This is a genomic window from Chromobacterium aquaticum (genome assembly GCF_021129195.1).
Lineage (GTDB): Bacteria > Pseudomonadota > Gammaproteobacteria > Burkholderiales > Chromobacteriaceae > Chromobacterium > Chromobacterium aquaticum.
This window is the reverse complement of sequence record NZ_JAJOHW010000074.1, coordinates 1-18007: the sequence shown is the minus strand read 5'-3', so window position 1 is coordinate 18007 and position 18007 is coordinate 1. Positions and strand designations below refer to the sequence as shown.

The window sequence follows — 18007 nt, the reverse complement described above, 5'->3', positions numbered from 1 at the left end:
GCGGAGCGGACTCGGCGGCACGCAATTGCACGCGCAGCGCGGAGTCCGCGGGCTGTGGCGGGGGGCCGGTTTCGGGACGGCTCAGCAACAACGCGGCATGGGCGAGCAGGCTGAGCGCGATGGCGACGGCCAGCGGGCGGCGGCCAGCGGCGGGCAGGGGGAGGGAGTGGATCATCAGGGCTCAACGATAAGCAAACTCGGCCGCGGGGTAAAGCCGGCGTCAGCCGGTCGACACCACCCGGTCACGGCCGGCTTGCTTGGCCTGGTACATGCGAGCATCGGCGCGGTCCACCAGCGCGCACCAGTCAGCGCAGTCATCGCGCCACAGTTCCGCCACGCCGACGCTGGCGCTCAGGCCGCTGCCGTCCGGCCGCTCGCCCAGGCCTTGTTCGCGCAAGCGGGCGATGACCTGGGCCGCCTGCTCCCGAGTGGCGCCGGGCATCAAGAGCACGAACTCCTCGCCGCCCCAGCGCACCAGGATGTCGCTGCGGCGTAGCCGCGCCAGCATCAGCGCGGCGAAATGGCGCAGAACCTGGTCGCCGGCCAGGTGGCCGTAGCGATCATTGATCGCCTTGAAGTGATCCAGATCGATGAAGGCCAGGCTCAGCGGCTGCCGCGCGCGCTGGGCCTGCATCTGCAGCAAGCCCAGCATTTCCTCGCCGCTGCGGCGCGAGAATACTCCGGTCAGCGGGTCGCGTATCGCCTGGTGAACCAGCACGATGATGAAGGCCAACTGGCTGATACCGGCGATGGCGGACACGCCGGCCAGCAGCGACAGCAGCCAGAACTCGCCGCCGAAGCTGGGCAGGTTGGCGCCGCTCAGGTCCAGCAGGCCGGCCAGGATGAAGCCCAGCAGCACCGGGCTGGCAAAGGCCAGGCTCTCCAGCAGCGTCAACGGAAAGATGGCCAGCCCGGCCAGCAGCACGAAGGGCAGGAAGGCGTAGCCGGCGCCGATGGCGGCGGACAGCCCCTCCAGATGGTAGCGGCGCAGCAGCAGGTGGGAGGCGATGTAGAACAGCGTGGGCGTGGCGAACAATAGCGCGATGCCGCGATAAGCCGAGCGCAGGCGGCCATCCATCGGCTGCCACAGTGCCAGCGCGATGAAGGCGGCGGTGACCAGCAGGCGCAGCGCGGTCAGTTGCAAGGACAGCGGGTAGGGCAGGGTCAGCAGGTCTATCACCGCCCAGGCCGGAGTCAGCACCGAAAACAGGATGGCGAACAGCCGGCAGCGATTGAGCAGCATCAGCGCGCGCCGCTGCGCCAGCAGCGGCATGTGCTGGCGCGGGCTCAGCAGCCAGAGGGTGTCTCCGCTCTGAATTTCGCCGGGCGCCATGCCCAGCAGCCTCTGCCAGATAAAGTGTGTGATATGCATGCAGGTGGAGCCGGATAGTTGCTTCATTCTAACCCGGTTTATGACTTTGGGCTTGAAGCAGGTCAAAGGTCGACGGCTTTGGCCGCGCTTGCGGTACTATCGCAGCTCTTGAATCTTCCTGGCGGAGCGGCGCGATGGAAACGCGGTGGCTTGAGGACTTTCTGGTGCTGGCGGAAACCGGCAGCTTCACCCGCGCGGCGGAATTGCGCCATCTGACCCAGCCGGCGTTCTCGCGACGGATCAAATCGTTGGAAAGCTGGTTGGGCGCGGACTTGATCGACCGTACCACCTATCCCACCCGGCTGACCGAGGCCGGCGTTCTGTTCCGCGAGCAGGCGGTGGGCATGCTGTCCCAGCTCAACACCACCCGCGCCTTGCTGCGCGGCTTGCAGCCCTTGGCCGCGGGCACGCTGGAGTTCGCGGTGCCGCACACGCTGTCCTTCTCCTTCTTCCCCAAGTGGCTGTCCCAGGTTCAGCAGGGCTACGGCGCGCTGCCTTGCCGCCTGCAGGCCAGCAATGTGCACGACGCCTTGTTGGCCTTCGTCGAGGGTGGCAGCGATCTATTGATGTGTTACCACCATCCCAAGCAGCCGGTGGAGTTGACCGATCCGCGCTATCTGGGCCTGCGGCTGGGAGTGGAACGCTTGCGGCCGTTTTCGATCGCGGAGAATGGCCGGCCGCGTCACCAACTGCCCGGCAGCATGGAACGGCCGCTGCCCTTCCTCGGCTATGCCAGCAATGCCTATTTCCGGCTGATGAGCGATGTGATCCTGGAGCAGGCGCCGCAGCCGGCCAGGCTGGCGCTCAATTACGAAACCGACATGGCCGAAGGCCTCAAGCATATGGTGCTGGAAGGGCATGGCCTGGCGTTTCTGCCGGAAAGCTCGGTACGGCGCGAACTGCTCGAAGGGCTGCTGGCCGCCGCCGGCGACGAGGGCTGGCAGGTGGAAATGGAAATCCGCCTCTATCTGGACCAGAAGCGCAGGCGGCCGGCGCTGAAGGCGTTCTGGGACTATCTGGCGCGGCAGTATCCGCGCGTGGGCTAGCCTGCTCCAGGCCTGCCGCGTGTTGGAGCGCGGCAGGGAGGGGCCTGAGTCGCGTGGGCGCCAAGGTTATGCATTTCCTGCATGACCCCATCGGCATTTCGAATTGGTCAGCCACGGCGGGCTGGCATAGAGTGCGCTCCTCAAGCCACGCGCGGCGTGGCGCCATCCGCATCAGGAGACGTATCCATGACGACCCGCATCGAACATGATCTGTTAGGCGATCGTGAAGTGCCCGCCGACGTTTACTGGGGCGTGCACACTTTGCGCGCAGTCGAGAACTTCCCCATCACCGGCCAGCGCATCTCCGCCTACGGCGACTTGATCCGCGCGCTGGCCTGTATCAAGCAGGCCGCCGCTCAGGCCAACCGCGACCTGGGCTTGCTGCCTGCGCCCATCGCCCAGGCCATCATCGCCGCCTGCGAGGAAATCCGCGCCGGCCGCTGGCATGAGCAGTTCGTGGTGGATGCGATCCAGGGCGGAGCCGGTACCTCCACCAATATGAACGCCAATGAGGTCATCGCCAACCGCGCGCTGGAACTGATGGGGCACGCCAAGGGCGAGTACCAGTACCTGCACCCTAATGAACATGTCAATCTGTGCCAGAGCACCAACGACGTTTACCCGACCGCGCTGCGGCTGGCGGCGTTCTGGGGCGCCAACCAGTTGCTGACCCGGATGGCGGAGCTGCGTGAAGCCTTCGCCGCCAAGGCGGATGAGTTCAAGGACTACCTGAAGATGGGCCGCACCCAGCTACAGGACGCGGTGCCGATGACGCTGGGCCAGGAGTTTCAAACCTATGCGGTGATGCTGCAGGAAGACGAACAGCGCTTGGTGGAAGCCAGCGCGCTGATGCTGGAGATCAACCTGGGCGCCACCGCCATCGGCACCGGCATTACCGCGCATCCGGATTACGCGCGCCTCGCCTGCCTGCACCTGTCCGAGCTGAGCGGCCATACCTTGCTGACCGCGCCGAATCTGATCGAAGCCACCCAGGACTGCGGCGCCTTCGTGCAGCTCTCCGGCGTGCTCAAGCGCATCGCGGTCAAGCTGTCCAAGAGCTGCAATGATTTGCGCCTGCTGTCCTCCGGCCCGCGCGCCGGCTTTGGTGAGATCAATCTGCCGCCGCGCCAGGCCGGCTCCTCCATCATGCCGGGCAAGGTGAATCCGGTGATCCCGGAAGTGGTGAGCCAGGTGGCTTACGAGGTGATAGGCAATGACGTCACCATCACCATGGCGGCGGAAGCCGGGCAGTTGCAGTTGAACGCCTTCGAGCCGGTGATCGCCTACAGCCTGTTCCGCAGCATGGGCCACCTGGCCGCCGCCTGCGCCACGCTAAGCGACAACTGCGTCAAAGGCATCACCGCCAACCGAGAACGTCTGCACGCCAGCGTCGAGAACTCCATCGGCCTGGTGACCGCGCTCAATCCCATCATCGGCTACGCCGCCGCCACCAATGTGGCGGCCCAGGCGCACGCCACCGGCGCCAGCGTCGCCGACATCGTGCTGGAGCAAGGCTTGCTGAGCCGTGAGCAACTGGATCTGCTGCTGAAGCCGGAAGAGCTGACCCGGCCGCGCTGGGTGACCGTGTAATTGATTTCCCTTGTCTGACTTATCGTTGTGAGCGTTTCAACTTGATCAGGCCGCTATCCGCGGCCTGTTTTTTTGGCCGGCGGCCCAGGCTTGCGACGGCGAGGCAATGCGCGTATAAGAAATTGTGCGTTGCACAATAGGGGGCGCTATGAATGCGGCACTATGGTGGGGTCTGGAATATCCGCGCGGCCTGTACGCGCTAAGCGGCGAGCAGTGGCGCGGCCGGCGGCAGTGGCTGCGCTCCGGCTGTTTTCACGGCGCGACGGTGCTGCGCGGCGCGGCGCCGTGGCCGGCCAAGCTGCGCCGCCTGCTGCAACGCGCCGGCGCCGACTGGATCGCGTTGTGCTACGACGACAGCGCGGCCGCTTCCATCCTGCTGGACGCGATGAGCGCGCATCCACTATGGCGCAGCGAGGCGCTGCAATCTCTGCTGGCCTGGCAGCTGCAAAGCCAGCGTCTGTGGCGGCAAGGTCTGCTGCGCTGGGGCAGGGAGTTGTCCTGTCGGTGTTGAGGGCGGGAAAAAGCGCTTTCGGCATCGGCGATTAGCCGCCATAATCGCGGCTTTCGAATCGCACAGGGCGGCATGCCATGGCTAATCTCTCGATGTTGACCCCGGCGCAGTTGCAAACCTTGGCTCCGCAGCTGCAGCAGTACGCGCAGCAGCAGTTCGGCATCGAATTGGGGCAGTTCGACGCGCAGTTCCTGCTGGACTTCATCGCCGACAAGATAGGCCGGGATATCTACAACAAGGCCTTGGACGACGCGCAACTGGCGCTGGCCGCGCGCATGGAATCCTTGCAGGCGGCGATCTGGGAGCTGGAGAAGTAAGCGCCGCACTGCTCTTTGCCGTTTGCATCCCGTTTGCGGGTACAATCGTTCAGTCTCTCATTTCACACTTGCGGTACCCATGCTCTACTTGCGTTTGATGTTGAAAGGCTTCCTGCTGGCAATCCTGCTGGTGGTGCTGGGCTTCAGTTATGTGGCCTGGAGCATTGTCGATTTCGGCAGCAACGCAAGCGAACCGCAAGCCGACGCCGCGCTGGTGTTGGGCGCGGCGGCCTGGGGCAAGCGCCCGTCCCCGGTGTTCCGCGAGCGCATCAATCACGCGGTCAAACTGTACAAGTCCGGCAAGGTGCGCTGGATCGTGTTCACCGGCGGCACGCCGGAACCGGGCTATCCGTCCGAAGCCGACGTCGGCCGTGATTTCGCCGCCAAGCAAGGCGTGCCGATGACGGCGATGCTGGCGGAAAACCAGTCGCGCACCACCTGGCAGAACCTGGAGAACGCGCGCGAATTGAGCAGCCAGTTCGGCATCCGCTCCTTCCTCTTGGTCAGCGACCCGCTGCACATGCGTCGTTCAGTGCTGATGGCCACCGACATCGGCCTGGTGGCCTATCCGGCGCCAACCCAGTCCAGCCGCTACCGCACCCTGTCCAGCTGGTCCCGTTTCCTGGCTAGGGAAACCTGGCTTTATCTGGGCTACCGCGTGTTCCGCAAGCTATCTTGAGTTCGCCGGGATGGCGGAGCGTTGCGACGCGGCATAAAAAAAACCGGCTATAAGCCGGTTTTTTCACGTCGAGCGGAGGCGAATCAGTGGTGATGCCACAGATCGATCAGTTCGCCGCCTTCCACCGACTTGACCTCGGCGCGGGCTTGCAGCCAGGACAGCAATTGCTGGCGCAGCTCGTCGCTGATCTTGACTTCGCCCACCGGGAAGGCCACGCCTTCCAGCTTGCCGGCGCCGTCGAAATGGCCGCCGAAGCTGATGCCGGCATCGTCCACCTGGGTCAGCCAGGCGTCCAGCAGCGCTTCGGAATCCGCGCCTTCATGCAAGAGCGCGATCAAATGGAAACCCAGTTCGCGGAATTCGCCGACGCGCATTTTCTTGCGTTGACGGGCTTTCAGGCGGCTCAGGCGATGGGGGGAATTGGGATTGCGCAGGGACATTACAGCTCCTTATTCAAAGACCTGGCGATGATAGCAGGCTTGCCGACTTTGCGCTCCGCCAGCTGTACGCAGGTTTCTGTCACTTTAACTAAACAAATATCATATAAAAACGTAATTATTTGCCGTAGTCATTGCCATTGGAATGGAATTAGTATTTTTTCTCATTCTCAATACATGAAATGGATGACTACAGGGATGAAAAGCACAAAAACAATATTGGCGGTATCCATGATGTCCGCGTTGCTGAGCGCATGCGGCGGCGGCGGCGGTAGCGCCGGCAACGGCGGCTCCGGCGCCGGAGCGTCGGCATCGGGCAGGATGCTGGCGGCGGACGGCGCGGAAGTGGCGGCTTTGGCGTGCTCGGGCAATGTGTGCCGCTTGCCGGCCTCGGCCGGCCGCGCGCAGTCCGGTTCCGTCTACCAGTACACCAATACCGGCACCTTGGCGCAAACGGTATCGATCAGCGGCAATCCCTTGAGCGCCGCCTGGCAGATGGTGGTGTCGCGCGTCAGCTCCGGCGACACCTCCAGCCAGGCCAAGCTGGCCGCTTCCGGCTTGCGCGGCGGATCGGACGCCGCCGCGGAACGACTGGAAGCGGAAAGTCAGGCGGTGATGGCCGCGGTTGGCGCGGCGGCCCGCTCCGGCGCCTTATCGCTGCGGAGCGCTGGTTCGCACCGGCTGCTGGCGGAGCAGGCCAGCTTGCAGGCGGCCAGCTACGCAATCGGCGACAAGCGAGTCTGGCACGATATGGACAGCGATAGCGCGACCAGCCTGCAAGCCATGCGGGATTTACCCAATGGCGGCGGCAAGGTCTATGTCTGGGCGCAGGATGGGCTGGACGTCAGCGTAGGCAGCGACCAGGCCGACGCGCTGGCCGAGCGCTTCGCCAATAGCGTCTACCCCTTGGAAGCCTCGGTCGTCAGCGAGCCCTGGGGCAATGACATCGATTCGGGCTGGCGCGCGCTGGCTCTGCCCGGCGACACCAAGGACGTGCACCTGGTGCTGAGCCGCTTGAACGACCCGACGCAGACCGGTGGCGGCCGCTTGCTCGGCTATGTGCGCTGGACCAATGCCTTGCTGGCGTCGGCGGCGCCGGCCATGTGCGGCGGCGACCAAGAGTGCCGCGATGTGGTGGGCAAGAGCAATCAGGCCTTGGCCACCTTCGTGGACCTGGATACCTTCGCCCAGGCCGATCCGGGACGCAACTGGAGCATGAAGGGCAACGGCCCCAGCCTGGCCTTGTCCACGCTGGCGCACGAATATCTGCACGTGCTCTACGCCTACAACAAGATACTGCGCAAGCCGCCGGGTTCCGGTCAGCCCACGGTATGGGAAAACGAGCTGGCGGCCCAGACCATGGGCTATCTGGTGTCGGCGGATACCTTCACCGGCGGCCGCGGCAGCGATGCCAACTCCCATCCGGACCTGCGCCGAGGCGGCGACTTCGAAAGCTTCCTGCGCCGGCCAGCTTGCAATCTGAAGGGCTGGAGCGTGGCGGCATCGAATTACACTTGCTACCCGAAAGCGCTGGCGGCGGGCATGCAGATGCTGCACCAGTTCGGCGCGGGCGTGATGAAGCCGTGGGTGACCAGCGCCAATACCGGCGAGGCGGCCTTGAACGATGGTTTGCGCGCGGTGGGCGCCGGCGATTACGGCAAGCTGATGCTGCGCCTCAACACCACGCTGGCGCTGGGGGGCAATCCGGCCAACGGTTATGGCTTCCCGGCCAAAACGCTGAGCTTGCCGGCCAACCAGTACTTCCCCAATGGCAAGAGCTTGCTGTTGCCGGCGGTGCCGTTCCAGGCGCAGGAAATCGGCTGGAGCGCGTTGGCGACGGCGGAAACCTATAAGCAGAGCCTGCCGCTGTCGCGCGGCGTGGCGCGGGTGACGGTGCCGGCCAACAGCCATCTGATCCTGGTCAAGCCATGATGCGCGGGCTGCTGCTGTGGCTAGGCCTTTGCGCCGGAGTTGGCGCGATGTCGTTGCCGCCGTGGGAGGAGGGCACCCTGGTCGCCGTCGGCGCGCCGCCGTTGGTGCGTTTAGGAGTGGAAAAGGGGGATGGCGGCACCTTCGTCATCCAGCCCGCTGTCGACGGCAAGGGACTGGGGGCTACGGAAGTGGCCGCGTTGAAGAAGCGGACCGGTTCGCGCATCCGCTATCGGGCCGGGCCGTTCAAAGTCCACCCGCTGCTGGGGCGCGAGGCCGTGCTGCTGCAGGCGGAAGTGCTTGAGCCGCGTTGAGCGATCAAACAGCGCCCGGCCTCTGATGATGCCGGGCGCTTTCAATAAGGGGCTCAGTAGTAAAGTGGTCGAGTATGTCAAATGGTTTCAGTCATCGTCGATGTCAGAGTTTGACAAGCCTAGGCTGCGCATGGATTGGAATGGATCAAAGTTATGTTGTAGTACCGGCAGCGCTTCCAACTGGCGGCGCAGTGCTGGCGCGAGACGTAAGTAAGGTCGCTCTCGTTTTAGCGCAAGCGTTCGGGATAGCAGCGCGGTGAGAATCTGCTCAGCTCCGGGGTCGTCCTTGGCCGAATAAGCCGGTAGTTTTGCCTCCCGGGCTAGCAGGGTGGCTTGCAAAAACTCCTCTTCAACTTGCCCAAGGCATGTCCTGTCATTTTTATTACGAAAATAGGCAAGCGCAGCGATCTGCTCATCCCTGGAAATTTCTAATCCGGCGAAGGTGTCCGGAGGCAACACGATCTCTTGTTGCCGGCAATATTTGATCTGAGCGCTATAGTCGATCACGGCTTGAGCCAGGCGTTGTATGGCAAATGAGGTTAGATCTTCTTGGGCAGGAGATTGTGCTTGGCTTGGCGTTAGCCAGAACAGGTTGCCAATCAGTAGAGCCCAAGCCGGCCACGTGTTTTTAAGGTTTGCAGCCATACGCCACAGCCTCCCAGAATTGAGCTTGCTTCCGGTCATGCTGATGATTCCAGTGCTCTTCTTCCGCAATGCGTGTTACCGCCTTCTGCATAATCCTCGGCCAAGCCGCAGTGCTCTGTGCGAACAGTTGCCAGTCTGTTGCGTGGATGTTATAGGCCGCTTGTAGTGGGCTGCTACGATAAAAGATATTGCTTATCACACCAATACTGGTGAGGCTGGCGGCGAGTCGGAGGCCTCTCAGCTTGAGTTCGATTTGCTCCAGAGCTTGTAGGCTGCTTTGATCCAGCTTCAATCCTTGGATTGTCGGGCAACTCTTCATGCTGCTCCCCTGTGGCGGCAAGCGCGCCATCTTGAGGTCGTTGCAGAGGCTTTCTCAGTTAAGGCAAAAATATAAATATATTAATCAAAAAAGACAGCTGCCCTATCTGTCAGGAGCATCCGATGTCGGGGGCAATTGAGGGGACGTTCTAAGAACGTGTTTACGATCTAGCGAACTAAAGCGAAAACGGCTGAGAAAGCGGAATGCATTGGCGGTGCATGAGCACTTCGAAGGCGGTTTCAACGCCGTATCGTCGACACGGGCAGATCGTAAGCAGGTTCTAAGGCCCTGCGTGGGGAGGGGCTGGCGAAGGCATTGCGCGATCCACCCCGACGTGCTTGTAGGCCGGGGTGGATGGGGGAGAGTTTACAGCCCTAATTGTAGCCACATCGCGTCTACGCGCTGTTTGACTGCCTGGTCCATCACGATGGGCACGCCCCACTCGCGGTTGGTTTCGCCCGGCATCTTGTTGGTGGCGTCCAGGCCCATTTTGCCGCCCAGGCCGGACACCGGGCTGGCGAAGTCCAGATAATCTATAGGCGTATGTTCGATCAAGGTGGTGTCGCGCACCGGGTCCATGCGGGTGGTGATCGCCCAGATCACTTCCTTCCAGTCCCGGGTGTTGACGTCGTCGTCCACCACCACGATGAACTTGGTGTACATGAACTGGCGCAAGAAACTCCAGCATCCCATCATCACCCGCTTGGCGTGGCCGGGGTATTGCTTCTTGATGCTGACCACCGCCATCCGGTAGCTGCAGCCTTCCGGCGGCAGGTAGAAATCGACGATTTCCGGAAACTGCTTTTGCAGTATCGGCACGAAGACCTCGTTCAGCGCCACGCCCAGCACCGCCGGTTCATCCGGCGGCTTGCCGGTGTAGGTGCTGTGGTAAATCGCGTTTTCGCGCATGGTGACGCGGTCCACGGTCAGCACCGGGAAGCGGTCCTGCTCGTTGTAATAGCCGGTATGGTCGCCGTAAGGGCCTTCCAGCGCGGTGTCGTCGGGGTGGATATGGCCTTCCAGCACGATCTCGGCGCGCGCCGGCACTTGCAGGTCCGAACCCAGACATTTCGTCAGCTCGGTGCGGCTGCCGCGCAGCAGGCCGGCGAACTGGTATTCGGACAAAGTATCCGGCACCGGCGTCACCGCGCCCAGGATGGTGGCCGGGTCGCAGCCCAGCACTACCGCTACCGGGTAAGGTTTGCCGGGATGCTGTTGGCAGAATTCGCGGTAATCCAGCGCGCCGCCGCGGTGGGCCAGCCAGCGCATGATGACGCGATTGCGGCCAATCAGCTGCTGACGATAAATGCCGAGGTTCTGGCGTTTCTTGTTGGGGCCGCGGGTCACGGTCAGCCCCCAGGTGATCAGCGGCGCCACGTCGCCGGGCCAGCAGTGCTGGATGGGCAGCCGTTCCAGGTCAACCTCATTGCCTTCCCAGACGATTTGCTGGCACGGCGCCTTGCTGACTTCCTTCGGCGCCATCGACAGCAATTGCTTCAGCAAGGGCAGCTTGTCCCAGGCATCTTTCAAGCCCTTGGGCGGCTCCGGCTCCTTCAGGTAAGCCAGGGTCTTGCCGATCTCGCGCAACTGCATCACATCGGCGGCGCCCATGCCCAGCGCCACCCGCTCCGGGGTGCCGAACAGATTGGCCAGCACCGGGTAATCAAAGCGCTTGCCGTCCTTGACTGGCTGTTCGAACAGCAGCGCCGGGCCGCCGGCTTTCAGTACCCTGTCGCCGATCTCGGTCATCTCCAGGTGAGGGGAGACCGGGGACGCAATTCGTTTCAACAGCCCTTGTTGTTCCAATTGGGAGACAAACTCCCGTAAATCTGCATATTTCATGACCGTCTCATGATCTGGCGCAAAGTTTGATATTTGGTGCTTGGATAATCTGCCACCGGACGCCGAACGCTACTGCTGCCTGTAAGCAAAGTCAACGATGGCAGCAAGACCGCCGGCCTGCATTCGACCAAACATGACAGGAGAACCCAATATGAAAAAGCTTGCTCTCGCCGCAATGATCGGCCTGGTTTCCGCCAGCGCTTTCGCCGCTCAAGGCGATATCCTGGCGCGCTTCCGCGTGATCAATGTTAACCCCTCCGCCAGCTGGAGCAACTCTGGCGCGGTGCCGGGCCTGACGGTCGATGCCAAGGACAGCTGGGCGCCTGAGGTCGACTTCACCTATATGATCACCAACAATATCGGCGCCGAGCTGATTTTGGGCACTACCCGCCACGAAATCACCACCAATGCCTTCGGTTCCGTCGGCAAGGTGTCGGTGTTGCCGCCGACTTTGACCCTGCAATACCACTTCGCGCCGGACGCGACTTTCCGTCCCTATGTGGGCGCCGGCATCAACTACACCCGCTTCTACAATGAAGGCCTGCGCGTAGCCGCTGCCAAAACCGACCTGAGCGTGAAGAAGAACAGCTGGGGTCCGGCGCTGCAACTGGGCGCCGACTACGCGATCAACAAGAACTGGTTCGTCAACCTGGATGTCAAGAAAATCTGGATCAAGACCGACGTGACCGCCGATCAACTGGGCGGCGCCAAACTGGGCGAACTGAAGATCGACCCGTGGGTATTCGGCATCGGCTTCGGCACCAAGTTCTGATCGTAAAACCTTTACGAGCCCAAAACGCCCTGCGGGGCGTTTTTTCTTGCTTGTCGCGTTAGAATGGCCGCTTGAGAACTTTCAGACACTGGAGAAGCAAGATGACTGATTGGGTTGCCCAGGCGGTGCGCAAGATAGAGGCCGATTTCAATCGCTCCAGCGACACCCATTTGATCCCGCTGCCGATGCCCGGCGTGCCGGAGATCCAGTTGTATTTCAAGGACGAATCCACCCATCCCACCGGCAGCCTCAAGCACCGGCTGGCGCGCTCGCTGTTTCTGTATGGCTTGTGCAATGGCTGGATACGCGAAGGCAGTACCATCATCGAGGCTTCCAGCGGCAGCACCGCGGTGTCCGAAGCCTATTTTTCCCGTTTGCTGGGCCTGCCTTTCATTGCGGTGATGCCCAAGAGCACTTCGCAGGAAAAAATCCGCGCGATCGAATTCTATGGCGGTCGCAGCCACCTGGTCGACGATCCGGCCACCATTTACGACGAATCCAAACGCCTGGCGCAGGAACTGAACGGCCATTACATGGACCAGTTCACCTATGCCGAGCGTGCAACGGACTGGCGCGGCAACAATAATATCGCCGACACCATTTTCACCCAAATGGCGTACGAGCCCAATCCGGTGCCGGACTGGATCATTTGCGGCGCCGGCACCGGTGGCACTTCGGCCACTTTCGGTCGTTATGTGCGTTACCAGAAGCTGGCGACCAAGGTCTGCGTGGTGGACCCGGAAAATTCGGTGTTCTACGACAGCTTCCACACCGGCAGCGTCGACTGCCGCTGCGAAGGCGGATCCGGGGTGGAAGGCATAGGCCGGCCGCGGGTCGAGCCGTCCTTCATTCCCACCGTCATCGACGAAGTCATCCGGGTGCCCAATGTCGCCAGCTACGCCGCCATCCACTTCCTGGAAGAAGTGCTGGGGCGTCGTTGCGGCGGCTCCACTGGCACCAATTTCTACGGCGTGTGCGAGCTGGTCAGCCAGATGCGCAAGCAGGGCCGCAGCGGCTCCATCGTCACCCTGATCTGCGATGACGGCAACCGCTACCAGGACAGCTATTACAAGCCCGAATGGCTGCAAGCCAACGGCTTCGATATCTCGCCCTGGGTGGAGCGCTACCGCCGCTTCTTCAATGAAGGGCAGTGGTAAGCGCGGTTTGGCGGCTCGTAGACGGCGAGATGCCGACAGTTGTTGTCAAAAAGCATCAATTATCTGAAGTGGAACCATGTTGCGCCGCATCGAAAACCGCCGAGCGGCGCAGCGTTTTTTGTTGAGAAAATAGCAACTTACCGGCCAGCGCAAAACGCTTGGTCCGCTTGATGGAAAAAATACGCTGAGGTCTTGAATTTTCAAGGGATTTCAACGGCCCCAGCTTTATCTTTTTTGTTAAACTGGCGCCCTTTTTCTTGGGCGGGGAAGATAGATGGCTCTCCTTGAAATCAAAAATGTCGTCAAGCGCTTCGGTGACTATACGGCGGTCAACAATGTCAGCCTGTCGGTAGAGGCTGGCGAATTCTTCACCCTGCTGGGCCCGTCCGGCTGCGGCAAGACCACCTTGCTGCGCATGCTGGCCGGTTTCGAACAGCCCGATGCCGGCCAGATCCTGCTGGACGGCCAAGACATGTCGCATGTGCTGCCGGAAAAGCGTCCGGTGCACACCGTGTTCCAGAGCTATGCGCTGTTCCCGCACATGACGGTGCGAGAGAACATCGCCTTCCCGCTGAAGATGGCCAAGTGGGACAAGGCCAAGATCGACGCCCAGGTGGACGAATTGCTGGAAGACGTGCGCCTGACCCAGTTCGGCAATCGCTATCCGCATGAAATGTCCGGTGGTCAGCGTCAGCGCGTGGCCATTGCCCGCGCCTTGGTCGATCGCCCGCGGCTGCTGCTGCTGGACGAACCGCTGTCCGCTCTGGACGCCAAGCTGCGCGAGGAAATGCAGCTGGAACTGATCAAGTTGCAGAAGGAAGTCGGCATCACCTTCGTCTATGTCACCCATGATCAGGGGGAGGCACTGGCGCTCAGCCACCGCATCGCGGTGATGAGCCATGGCCAGGTGGAGCAACTGGACGCGCCGGAAACCCTGTACAGCAAGCCCAAGAATCGCTTTGTCGCCGACTTCCTCGGCCAGTGCAATGTGCTGGAAGGCAAGATCAAGCGCGTGGACGGCGACACCATGCTGGTGGATCTGAAGGGCTGCGGCGAAGTGCGCTGCCTGGCGGTGCCCGATGTGCGCGAAGGCCAGACCGGCTGGCTGGCGCTGCGGCCGGAGAAGGTCAAGCTGGACAAGAACCTGCCGGCGGACGAGGCCGAGGCTCACTTCAAGGGCCGTGTCCACGACTGCCTGTATCTGGGCGACGTCACGCTCTACGTGGTGGAAGTGGGCGAGGGCGTGATGGTGGAAGCCATGCTGCCCAACAGCATTCCCGGCGTCGCCAAGTTCTTTGACGACAACGACATCGTGGAACTGGCCTGGCGCTTCGACGCCGGCAGCTTCCTGACGGAGTAAACGCGCATGGCGATTCGAGATCGATTCGGCAAGTGGGCGCTGTCGTGGCCGCCGCTGGTCTACCTGGTCCTGTTTTTCCTGGTGCCATCGCTGATCATGGTGGTGGCTGCCTTCCGCAATCCGGGCGATTACGGCGGCCTCGCGCCGATGTATTACCTCGAGGAAGGCAAGCTGGTCTGGGACCTGACCCTGGACAACTTCCGCCGTCTGGTGGAAGAGCCGCTCTATATCGAGCTGTTCATCAAGTCCGCCGGCTACGCGGCGACCACCACCGTGGTGTGCCTGCTGATGGCCTACCCGCTGGCCTGGCTGATCGCCCGCTCCGGCAAGAAATATCGCGACCTGATGCTGCTGCTGGTGATCCTGCCATTCTGGTCCAACTTCCTGATCCGCATCTACGCCTGGATGATCATCCTGGGGCCGCAATCGGCGTTCACCAAGATGCTGAACGTGGTGGTGACCTCGCTGGGCTTCGAGCCGCTGCGTCTGCTGTTCACCCCGTTCGCCGTCATCGTCGGCCTGGTCTATGTGCACCTGCCCTTCATGGTGCTGCCGCTGTACGCCAATCTGGAAAAGCACGACATGGCCTTGCTGGACGCGGCGCAGGACCTGGGCGCCAACGCCTGGCAGCGCTTCTGGCGCGTGACCTGGCCGCTGAGCTTGCCCGGCGTGTTCGCCGGCTCGGCGCTGGTGTTCATTCCGGCGCTCGGCATGTTCGCGATTCCGGACATCCTGGGCGGCACCGACTCCATCATGATAGGCAATCTGATCAAGCAGCAGATCCTGGATACTCGCGATTGGCCGTTCGGCTCGGTGCTGTCCATCATGCTGACTGGAGGCGTGTTGTTGATCGCGGCGCTGGGCGCGCTGGTAGGCAGAGGAGGCAAGAAACGTGGCTAAGAAACAATCGCGTTGGCTGTGGGCATCGGCCATGCTGACCTACGCCTTCCTCTATCTGCCGCTGATCATCGTGGTGTTGTATTCCTTCAACGATTCCAGGCTCAATGCGGAGTGGGTGGGCTTCACCCTCAAGTGGTACGACAAGCTGTTCCACAATGAGAAAATGCTGAGCGCGGCGGCCAACTCGCTGATCATCGGCATCATCGCCAGCGCCTGCGCCACCGTGCTGGGCACGCTGGCCGGCATCGCGATGCACCGCTACAAGCTGCGCCTGCTGCCCTTCCTGGTGCTGACGCCCATCGCCATTCCGGAGTTGCTGATGGGCGTGTCGCTGGTGATCTTCTTCGTCATCGTCAACCAGTTGATCGGCATCCTGGAACTGGGCTTGATCACTATCCTGCTGTCCCACATTGCATTCTGCATCGGCTTCGTCGCCATCGTGGTGCGCGCGCGGATGCAAGGCATGGACGACAGCCTGGTGGAAGCGGCGCGCGATCTGGGCGCGACGCCGTTCCAGGCCTTCCGCCTGATCACCCTGCCCATCATCAAGCCGGGCATCATCGCCGGCGCCTTGATGGCCTTCACCCTGTCCATCGACGACTTCGTGATCACCTTCTTCACCGCCGGCGCCGGCGCCAGCATGCTGCCCTTGGAGATCTACTCCATGATCAAGATCGCGGTGACGCCGGAAGTGAACGCGGTGTCCAGTTTGTTGATGCTGTTGACCTTGGTGCTGATCGTCATCGCCTCGCGCGTGTCGCCCAGCGCGCTGCGGGCCAATGGCTGAGTCGTAGGGCCCCGGCCGGGCGACAAGGGAGCCGGCCGGTTTTTCATGTAGTCGCAATGCACTCGTGCAAATAGAAGGAAAACCGCAATGAAAAAAGTCCTCGTGACGCTTGCACTGGCCGTATCTGCTCAGGCGTATGCAGCGGAAGAACTGCATCTCTACAACTGGAACAACTACCTGTCGGAAAGCACCGCCAAGAGCTTCGAGGCTTACTGCAAGTGCAAGCTGGTGCAAGACTTCTACGGCGACAACGAAGAAATGCTGGCCAAGCTGGCCGCCGGTGCCAAAGGCTACGACATCGTGGTGCCGACCGGCTTCGCGGTGGAAGCGCTGATCAAGCAGGGCAAGGCGCAGCCGCTGGACAAAAAACAGCTGCCCAACTTCAAGAACCTGAACGCCGGCTATCTGAACAGCTTCTTCGACAAGGGCAACCAGTACTCGGTCCCCTACGCCTTCACCACCACGCTGCTGGGCTACAACGAAACCAAGCTGAAAGAGCTGGGCTTGCTGGACAAGGCCAATAGCTGGGCGCTGATCTTCGATCCGGCCGTATTGGCCAAGCTCAAGGGCAAGATCACCGTGCTGGACTCTCAGCGCGAACTGGTGTCCGCCGCCTTGATGTATCTGGGCAAGCCGGCCAACTCCACCAATCCGGCCGACTGGAAGGCGGCGCGCGACGTGATCCTGAAGGCCAAGCCTTACTGGGCCGCTTTCAACAACCAGAGCTATATCAAGGAACTGACCGTAGGCAACATCTATGTCGCGCTGGGCTATTCCAACGATATGTACCAGGCGCAGCAGGACGCCAAGAAGGCCGGCCGCAAGTTCGGCGTCAATTTCGGCTTGCAGAAAGAAGGCAACACCCTGTCGCTGGACAACTTCGTGGTGTTGAAGGACGCGCCGCGCAAGGACCTGGCTTACAAATTCATCAACTTCATGCTGGACGGCAAGAACGCCTCCGGTCTGACCAACGAGATGGGCTCGGGCAACCCCAACGCCGCCGCCGGCAAGTTCGTCAAACCGGAACTGACCAAGGTGCATGCGATCTTCCCGACCGCAGGCGAACTGCCGCGCCTGCAACAGTTGAAGGACTTGAACGCCAAGGACCGTCGCGAGCTGAACAAGGTGTGGTCCGAGATCAAGCTGAAGTAAGCGCGATACTCTATATAGAGAAAAAGGCCGGGATTCCGGCCTTTTTTTACTCTCAGTCCCAGCGCCGGCGCGCCAACTCGCCGATGGACGCGACACGGATGTCCACGTGAGCAGGACGCCGCACCTGTTTGCTGACCCAGATCGTTTTCATGCCCAGCTTCTTCGCCGTCAACAGATTGGGTAGCGAGTCCTCCACCATGATGCAGTGCCGCGGGTCCAGCCGCTCTTGCGCCAGAACTTTGCGGAAAGCGCTGATGTGCGGCTTGGGCACATAGTCCAATTGCTCGACGCCATAGATGGAGTGGAAATGCCGTTCAATCGCCAGGCGTTGCAGAATGCCCGTCACATAGTGATGCGGCCCATTGGAGAAAATCACCTTGCGGCCCGGCAGCGCGCGCAGCGACTCCGCCAGATTGTGCTCGGCGAACAGCCATTGCTCCAATTCGTCCAGCTTATGAGTTTCCAATAAGAAGTCGTGTGGATCGATATTGTGGTGCGTGACCAGGCCATGCATGGTGGCGCCGTATTGCGCCCAGTAGCGCTCCCGCAGCAAGCGCGCTTCCACCGCGTCCACTTGCAGATGTTTCATCATATAAGCGGACATCGCATGGCTGATGTGGGCGAAGATGCCGCCGCTGGCGTGGTGCAGCGTGTCGTCCAGGTCGAAAATCCAGTTTCTGTTGCGCATGATCGTGCTTCTTGAAGGGCGGACGAGGAGGGGAATTATCGGATTTTCACGCCGGAAGCGACAGTCCCGATTCGAAGCAAGCGGGGGGCTTAACTTTGTTGAAACGGATGATTCAATATAAATCATGTAGATAGCCGCCGGGTGGCGGCTTTTCTCAAAAAACTTTCAAGAAAGGTGTTGACGGGTGTGG

20 protein-coding genes are annotated in these 18007 nt (G+C 61.7%); 13 read left to right on the top strand and 7 right to left on the bottom strand.

The window, feature by feature from the left end:
* Positions 1-220: 220 nt before the first annotated feature.
* A complete protein-coding gene (locus LQT98_RS11950; RefSeq protein ID WP_048408709.1) occupies positions 221-1372 on the bottom strand; it encodes a GGDEF domain-containing protein in 1152 nt (383 codons plus the stop codon).
* A 134-nt stretch (positions 1373-1506) separates the two neighbouring features.
* On the opposite strand from LQT98_RS11950, the gene LQT98_RS11945 reads away from it, so the two are divergent.
* The 5 genes from LQT98_RS11945 (at position 1507) to LQT98_RS11925 (ending at position 5515) form a co-directional block, all read left to right on the top strand.
* Positions 1507-2418 (top strand): LysR family transcriptional regulator, encoded by a 912-nt coding sequence (locus LQT98_RS11945; RefSeq protein WP_231462521.1) that lies wholly within the window; start codon positions 1507-1509, stop codon positions 2416-2418.
* 186 nt (positions 2419-2604) lie between these two features.
* Positions 2605-4008, top strand: a complete 1404-nt coding sequence (aspA, locus tag LQT98_RS11940) for an aspartate ammonia-lyase (RefSeq protein ID WP_231462520.1) — start codon at positions 2605-2607, stop codon at positions 4006-4008.
* Between the two features lie 148 nt (positions 4009-4156).
* Entirely contained in the window at positions 4157-4519 is a 363-nt protein-coding gene (locus LQT98_RS11935; RefSeq protein ID WP_231462519.1) for a hypothetical protein, read from the top strand.
* A 77-nt stretch (positions 4520-4596) separates the two neighbouring features.
* Complete coding sequence (locus LQT98_RS11930) at positions 4597-4836, top strand: DUF2164 domain-containing protein (protein ID WP_231462518.1); 240 nt, start codon at positions 4597-4599, stop codon at positions 4834-4836.
* 79 nt (positions 4837-4915) lie between these two features.
* Positions 4916-5515, top strand: coding sequence for a YdcF family protein (locus LQT98_RS11925; RefSeq protein WP_048408674.1), 600 nt, complete (start codon positions 4916-4918; stop codon positions 5513-5515).
* Positions 5516-5598: 83 nt separating this feature from the next.
* Here the strand turns inward: LQT98_RS11925 and LQT98_RS11920 are convergent, their stop codons facing one another.
* A complete protein-coding gene (locus tag LQT98_RS11920) occupies positions 5599-5955 on the bottom strand; it encodes a 50S ribosome-binding protein YggL (RefSeq protein WP_231462517.1) in 357 nt (118 codons plus the stop codon).
* Between the two features lie 228 nt (positions 5956-6183).
* Here LQT98_RS11920 and LQT98_RS11915 point away from each other — a divergent pair, with 228 nt between their 5' ends.
* Positions 6184-7884, top strand: a complete 1701-nt coding sequence (locus LQT98_RS11915) for a M30 family metallopeptidase (RefSeq protein WP_231462516.1) — start codon at positions 6184-6186, stop codon at positions 7882-7884.
* A gap of 47 nt (positions 7885-7931) precedes the next feature.
* Positions 7932-8195, top strand: a complete 264-nt coding sequence (locus tag LQT98_RS11910; RefSeq protein ID WP_156183750.1) for a hypothetical protein — start codon at positions 7932-7934, stop codon at positions 8193-8195.
* An 87-nt stretch (positions 8196-8282) separates the two neighbouring features.
* Here LQT98_RS11910 and LQT98_RS11905 read toward each other — a convergent pair whose 3' ends face one another.
* The 3 genes from LQT98_RS11905 to ubiD all read right to left on the bottom strand — a co-directional run bounded on the left by LQT98_RS11905 (position 8283) and on the right by ubiD (position 11001).
* Entirely contained in the window at positions 8283-8879 is a 597-nt protein-coding gene (locus LQT98_RS11905; protein WP_231462515.1) for a hypothetical protein, read from the bottom strand.
* On the bottom strand, positions 8824-9159 hold the full coding sequence (locus LQT98_RS11900) for a hypothetical protein (protein ID WP_227106680.1): 336 nt from the start codon (positions 9157-9159) through the stop codon (positions 8824-8826). Before LQT98_RS11900 ends, LQT98_RS11905 begins: the two co-directional genes overlap by 56 nt.
* 366 nt (positions 9160-9525) lie before the next feature.
* Positions 9526-11001: a 4-hydroxy-3-polyprenylbenzoate decarboxylase gene (gene ubiD / locus LQT98_RS11895; protein ID WP_231462512.1), complete on the bottom strand. Its 1476-nt coding sequence runs from the start codon at positions 10999-11001 to the stop codon at positions 9526-9528.
* A gap of 151 nt (positions 11002-11152) precedes the next feature.
* On the opposite strand from ubiD, the gene LQT98_RS11890 reads away from it, so the two are divergent.
* Entirely contained in the window at positions 11153-11773 is a 621-nt protein-coding gene (locus LQT98_RS11890; protein ID WP_048408679.1) for an OmpW/AlkL family protein, read from the top strand.
* Positions 11774-11874: 101 nt separating this feature from the next.
* A complete protein-coding gene (locus LQT98_RS11885; protein ID WP_048408680.1) occupies positions 11875-12930 on the top strand; it encodes a PLP-dependent cysteine synthase family protein in 1056 nt (351 codons plus the stop codon).
* Between the two features lie 55 nt (positions 12931-12985).
* Here LQT98_RS11885 and LQT98_RS11880 read toward each other — a convergent pair whose 3' ends face one another.
* On the bottom strand, positions 12986-13144 hold the full coding sequence (locus LQT98_RS11880) for a hypothetical protein (RefSeq protein WP_156183751.1): 159 nt from the start codon (positions 13142-13144) through the stop codon (positions 12986-12988).
* A 60-nt stretch (positions 13145-13204) separates the two neighbouring features.
* On the opposite strand from LQT98_RS11880, the gene LQT98_RS11875 reads away from it, so the two are divergent.
* The 4 genes from LQT98_RS11875 (at position 13205) to LQT98_RS11860 (ending at position 17129) form a co-directional block, all read left to right on the top strand.
* The gene (locus LQT98_RS11875) at positions 13205-14290 is read left to right on the top strand and encodes an ABC transporter ATP-binding protein (RefSeq protein WP_231462510.1); all 1086 of its coding nucleotides are present in this window, start codon (positions 13205-13207) and stop codon (positions 14288-14290) included.
* Between the two features lie 6 nt (positions 14291-14296).
* Positions 14297-15190: an ABC transporter permease gene (locus LQT98_RS11870; protein ID WP_197081389.1), complete on the top strand. Its 894-nt coding sequence runs from the start codon at positions 14297-14299 to the stop codon at positions 15188-15190.
* Positions 15183-15977, top strand: coding sequence for an ABC transporter permease (locus tag LQT98_RS11865; RefSeq protein WP_231462509.1), 795 nt, complete (start codon positions 15183-15185; stop codon positions 15975-15977). The genes LQT98_RS11870 and LQT98_RS11865 overlap by 8 nt, the downstream gene beginning before the upstream one ends.
* Before the next feature lie 87 nt (positions 15978-16064).
* On the top strand, positions 16065-17129 hold the full coding sequence (locus LQT98_RS11860) for an ABC transporter substrate-binding protein (protein WP_107798018.1): 1065 nt from the start codon (positions 16065-16067) through the stop codon (positions 17127-17129).
* Between the two features lie 52 nt (positions 17130-17181).
* Here LQT98_RS11860 and LQT98_RS11855 read toward each other — a convergent pair whose 3' ends face one another.
* Positions 17182-17817 (bottom strand): pyrimidine 5'-nucleotidase, encoded by a 636-nt coding sequence (locus LQT98_RS11855; RefSeq protein WP_048408684.1) that lies wholly within the window; start codon positions 17815-17817, stop codon positions 17182-17184.
* Between the last annotated feature and the right edge of the window lie 190 nt (positions 17818-18007).

Coding starts and splice junctions, on each gene's coding strand:
- LQT98_RS11855 (WP_048408684.1), bottom strand. CDS start 17,817: ATGCGCAACAGAAACTGGATTTTCGACCTGGACGACACGCTGCACCAC.
- LQT98_RS11910 (WP_156183750.1), top strand. CDS start 7,932: ATGTCGTTGCCGCCGTGGGAGGAGGGCACCCTGGTCGCCGTCGGCGCG.
- LQT98_RS11870 (WP_197081389.1), top strand. CDS start 14,297: ATGGCGATTCGAGATCGATTCGGCAAGTGGGCGCTGTCGTGGCCGCCG.
- LQT98_RS11950 (WP_048408709.1), bottom strand. CDS start 1,372: ATGCATATCACACACTTTATCTGGCAGAGGCTGCTGGGCATGGCGCCC.
- LQT98_RS11915 (WP_231462516.1), top strand. CDS start 6,184: ATGATGTCCGCGTTGCTGAGCGCATGCGGCGGCGGCGGCGGTAGCGCC.
- LQT98_RS11890 (WP_048408679.1), top strand. CDS start 11,153: ATGAAAAAGCTTGCTCTCGCCGCAATGATCGGCCTGGTTTCCGCCAGC.
- LQT98_RS11860 (WP_107798018.1), top strand. CDS start 16,065: ATGAAAAAAGTCCTCGTGACGCTTGCACTGGCCGTATCTGCTCAGGCG.
- LQT98_RS11905 (WP_231462515.1), bottom strand. CDS start 8,879: ATGACCGGAAGCAAGCTCAATTCTGGGAGGCTGTGGCGTATGGCTGCA.
- LQT98_RS11900 (WP_227106680.1), bottom strand. CDS start 9,159: ATGAAGAGTTGCCCGACAATCCAAGGATTGAAGCTGGATCAAAGCAGC.
- ubiD (WP_231462512.1), bottom strand. CDS start 11,001: ATGAAATATGCAGATTTACGGGAGTTTGTCTCCCAATTGGAACAACAA.
- LQT98_RS11885 (WP_048408680.1), top strand. CDS start 11,875: ATGACTGATTGGGTTGCCCAGGCGGTGCGCAAGATAGAGGCCGATTTC.
- LQT98_RS11945 (WP_231462521.1), top strand. CDS start 1,507: ATGGAAACGCGGTGGCTTGAGGACTTTCTGGTGCTGGCGGAAACCGGC.
- LQT98_RS11925 (WP_048408674.1), top strand. CDS start 4,916: ATGCTCTACTTGCGTTTGATGTTGAAAGGCTTCCTGCTGGCAATCCTG.
- LQT98_RS11930 (WP_231462518.1), top strand. CDS start 4,597: ATGGCTAATCTCTCGATGTTGACCCCGGCGCAGTTGCAAACCTTGGCT.
- LQT98_RS11875 (WP_231462510.1), top strand. CDS start 13,205: ATGGCTCTCCTTGAAATCAAAAATGTCGTCAAGCGCTTCGGTGACTAT.
- LQT98_RS11920 (WP_231462517.1), bottom strand. CDS start 5,955: ATGTCCCTGCGCAATCCCAATTCCCCCCATCGCCTGAGCCGCCTGAAA.
- LQT98_RS11935 (WP_231462519.1), top strand. CDS start 4,157: ATGAATGCGGCACTATGGTGGGGTCTGGAATATCCGCGCGGCCTGTAC.
- aspA (WP_231462520.1), top strand. CDS start 2,605: ATGACGACCCGCATCGAACATGATCTGTTAGGCGATCGTGAAGTGCCC.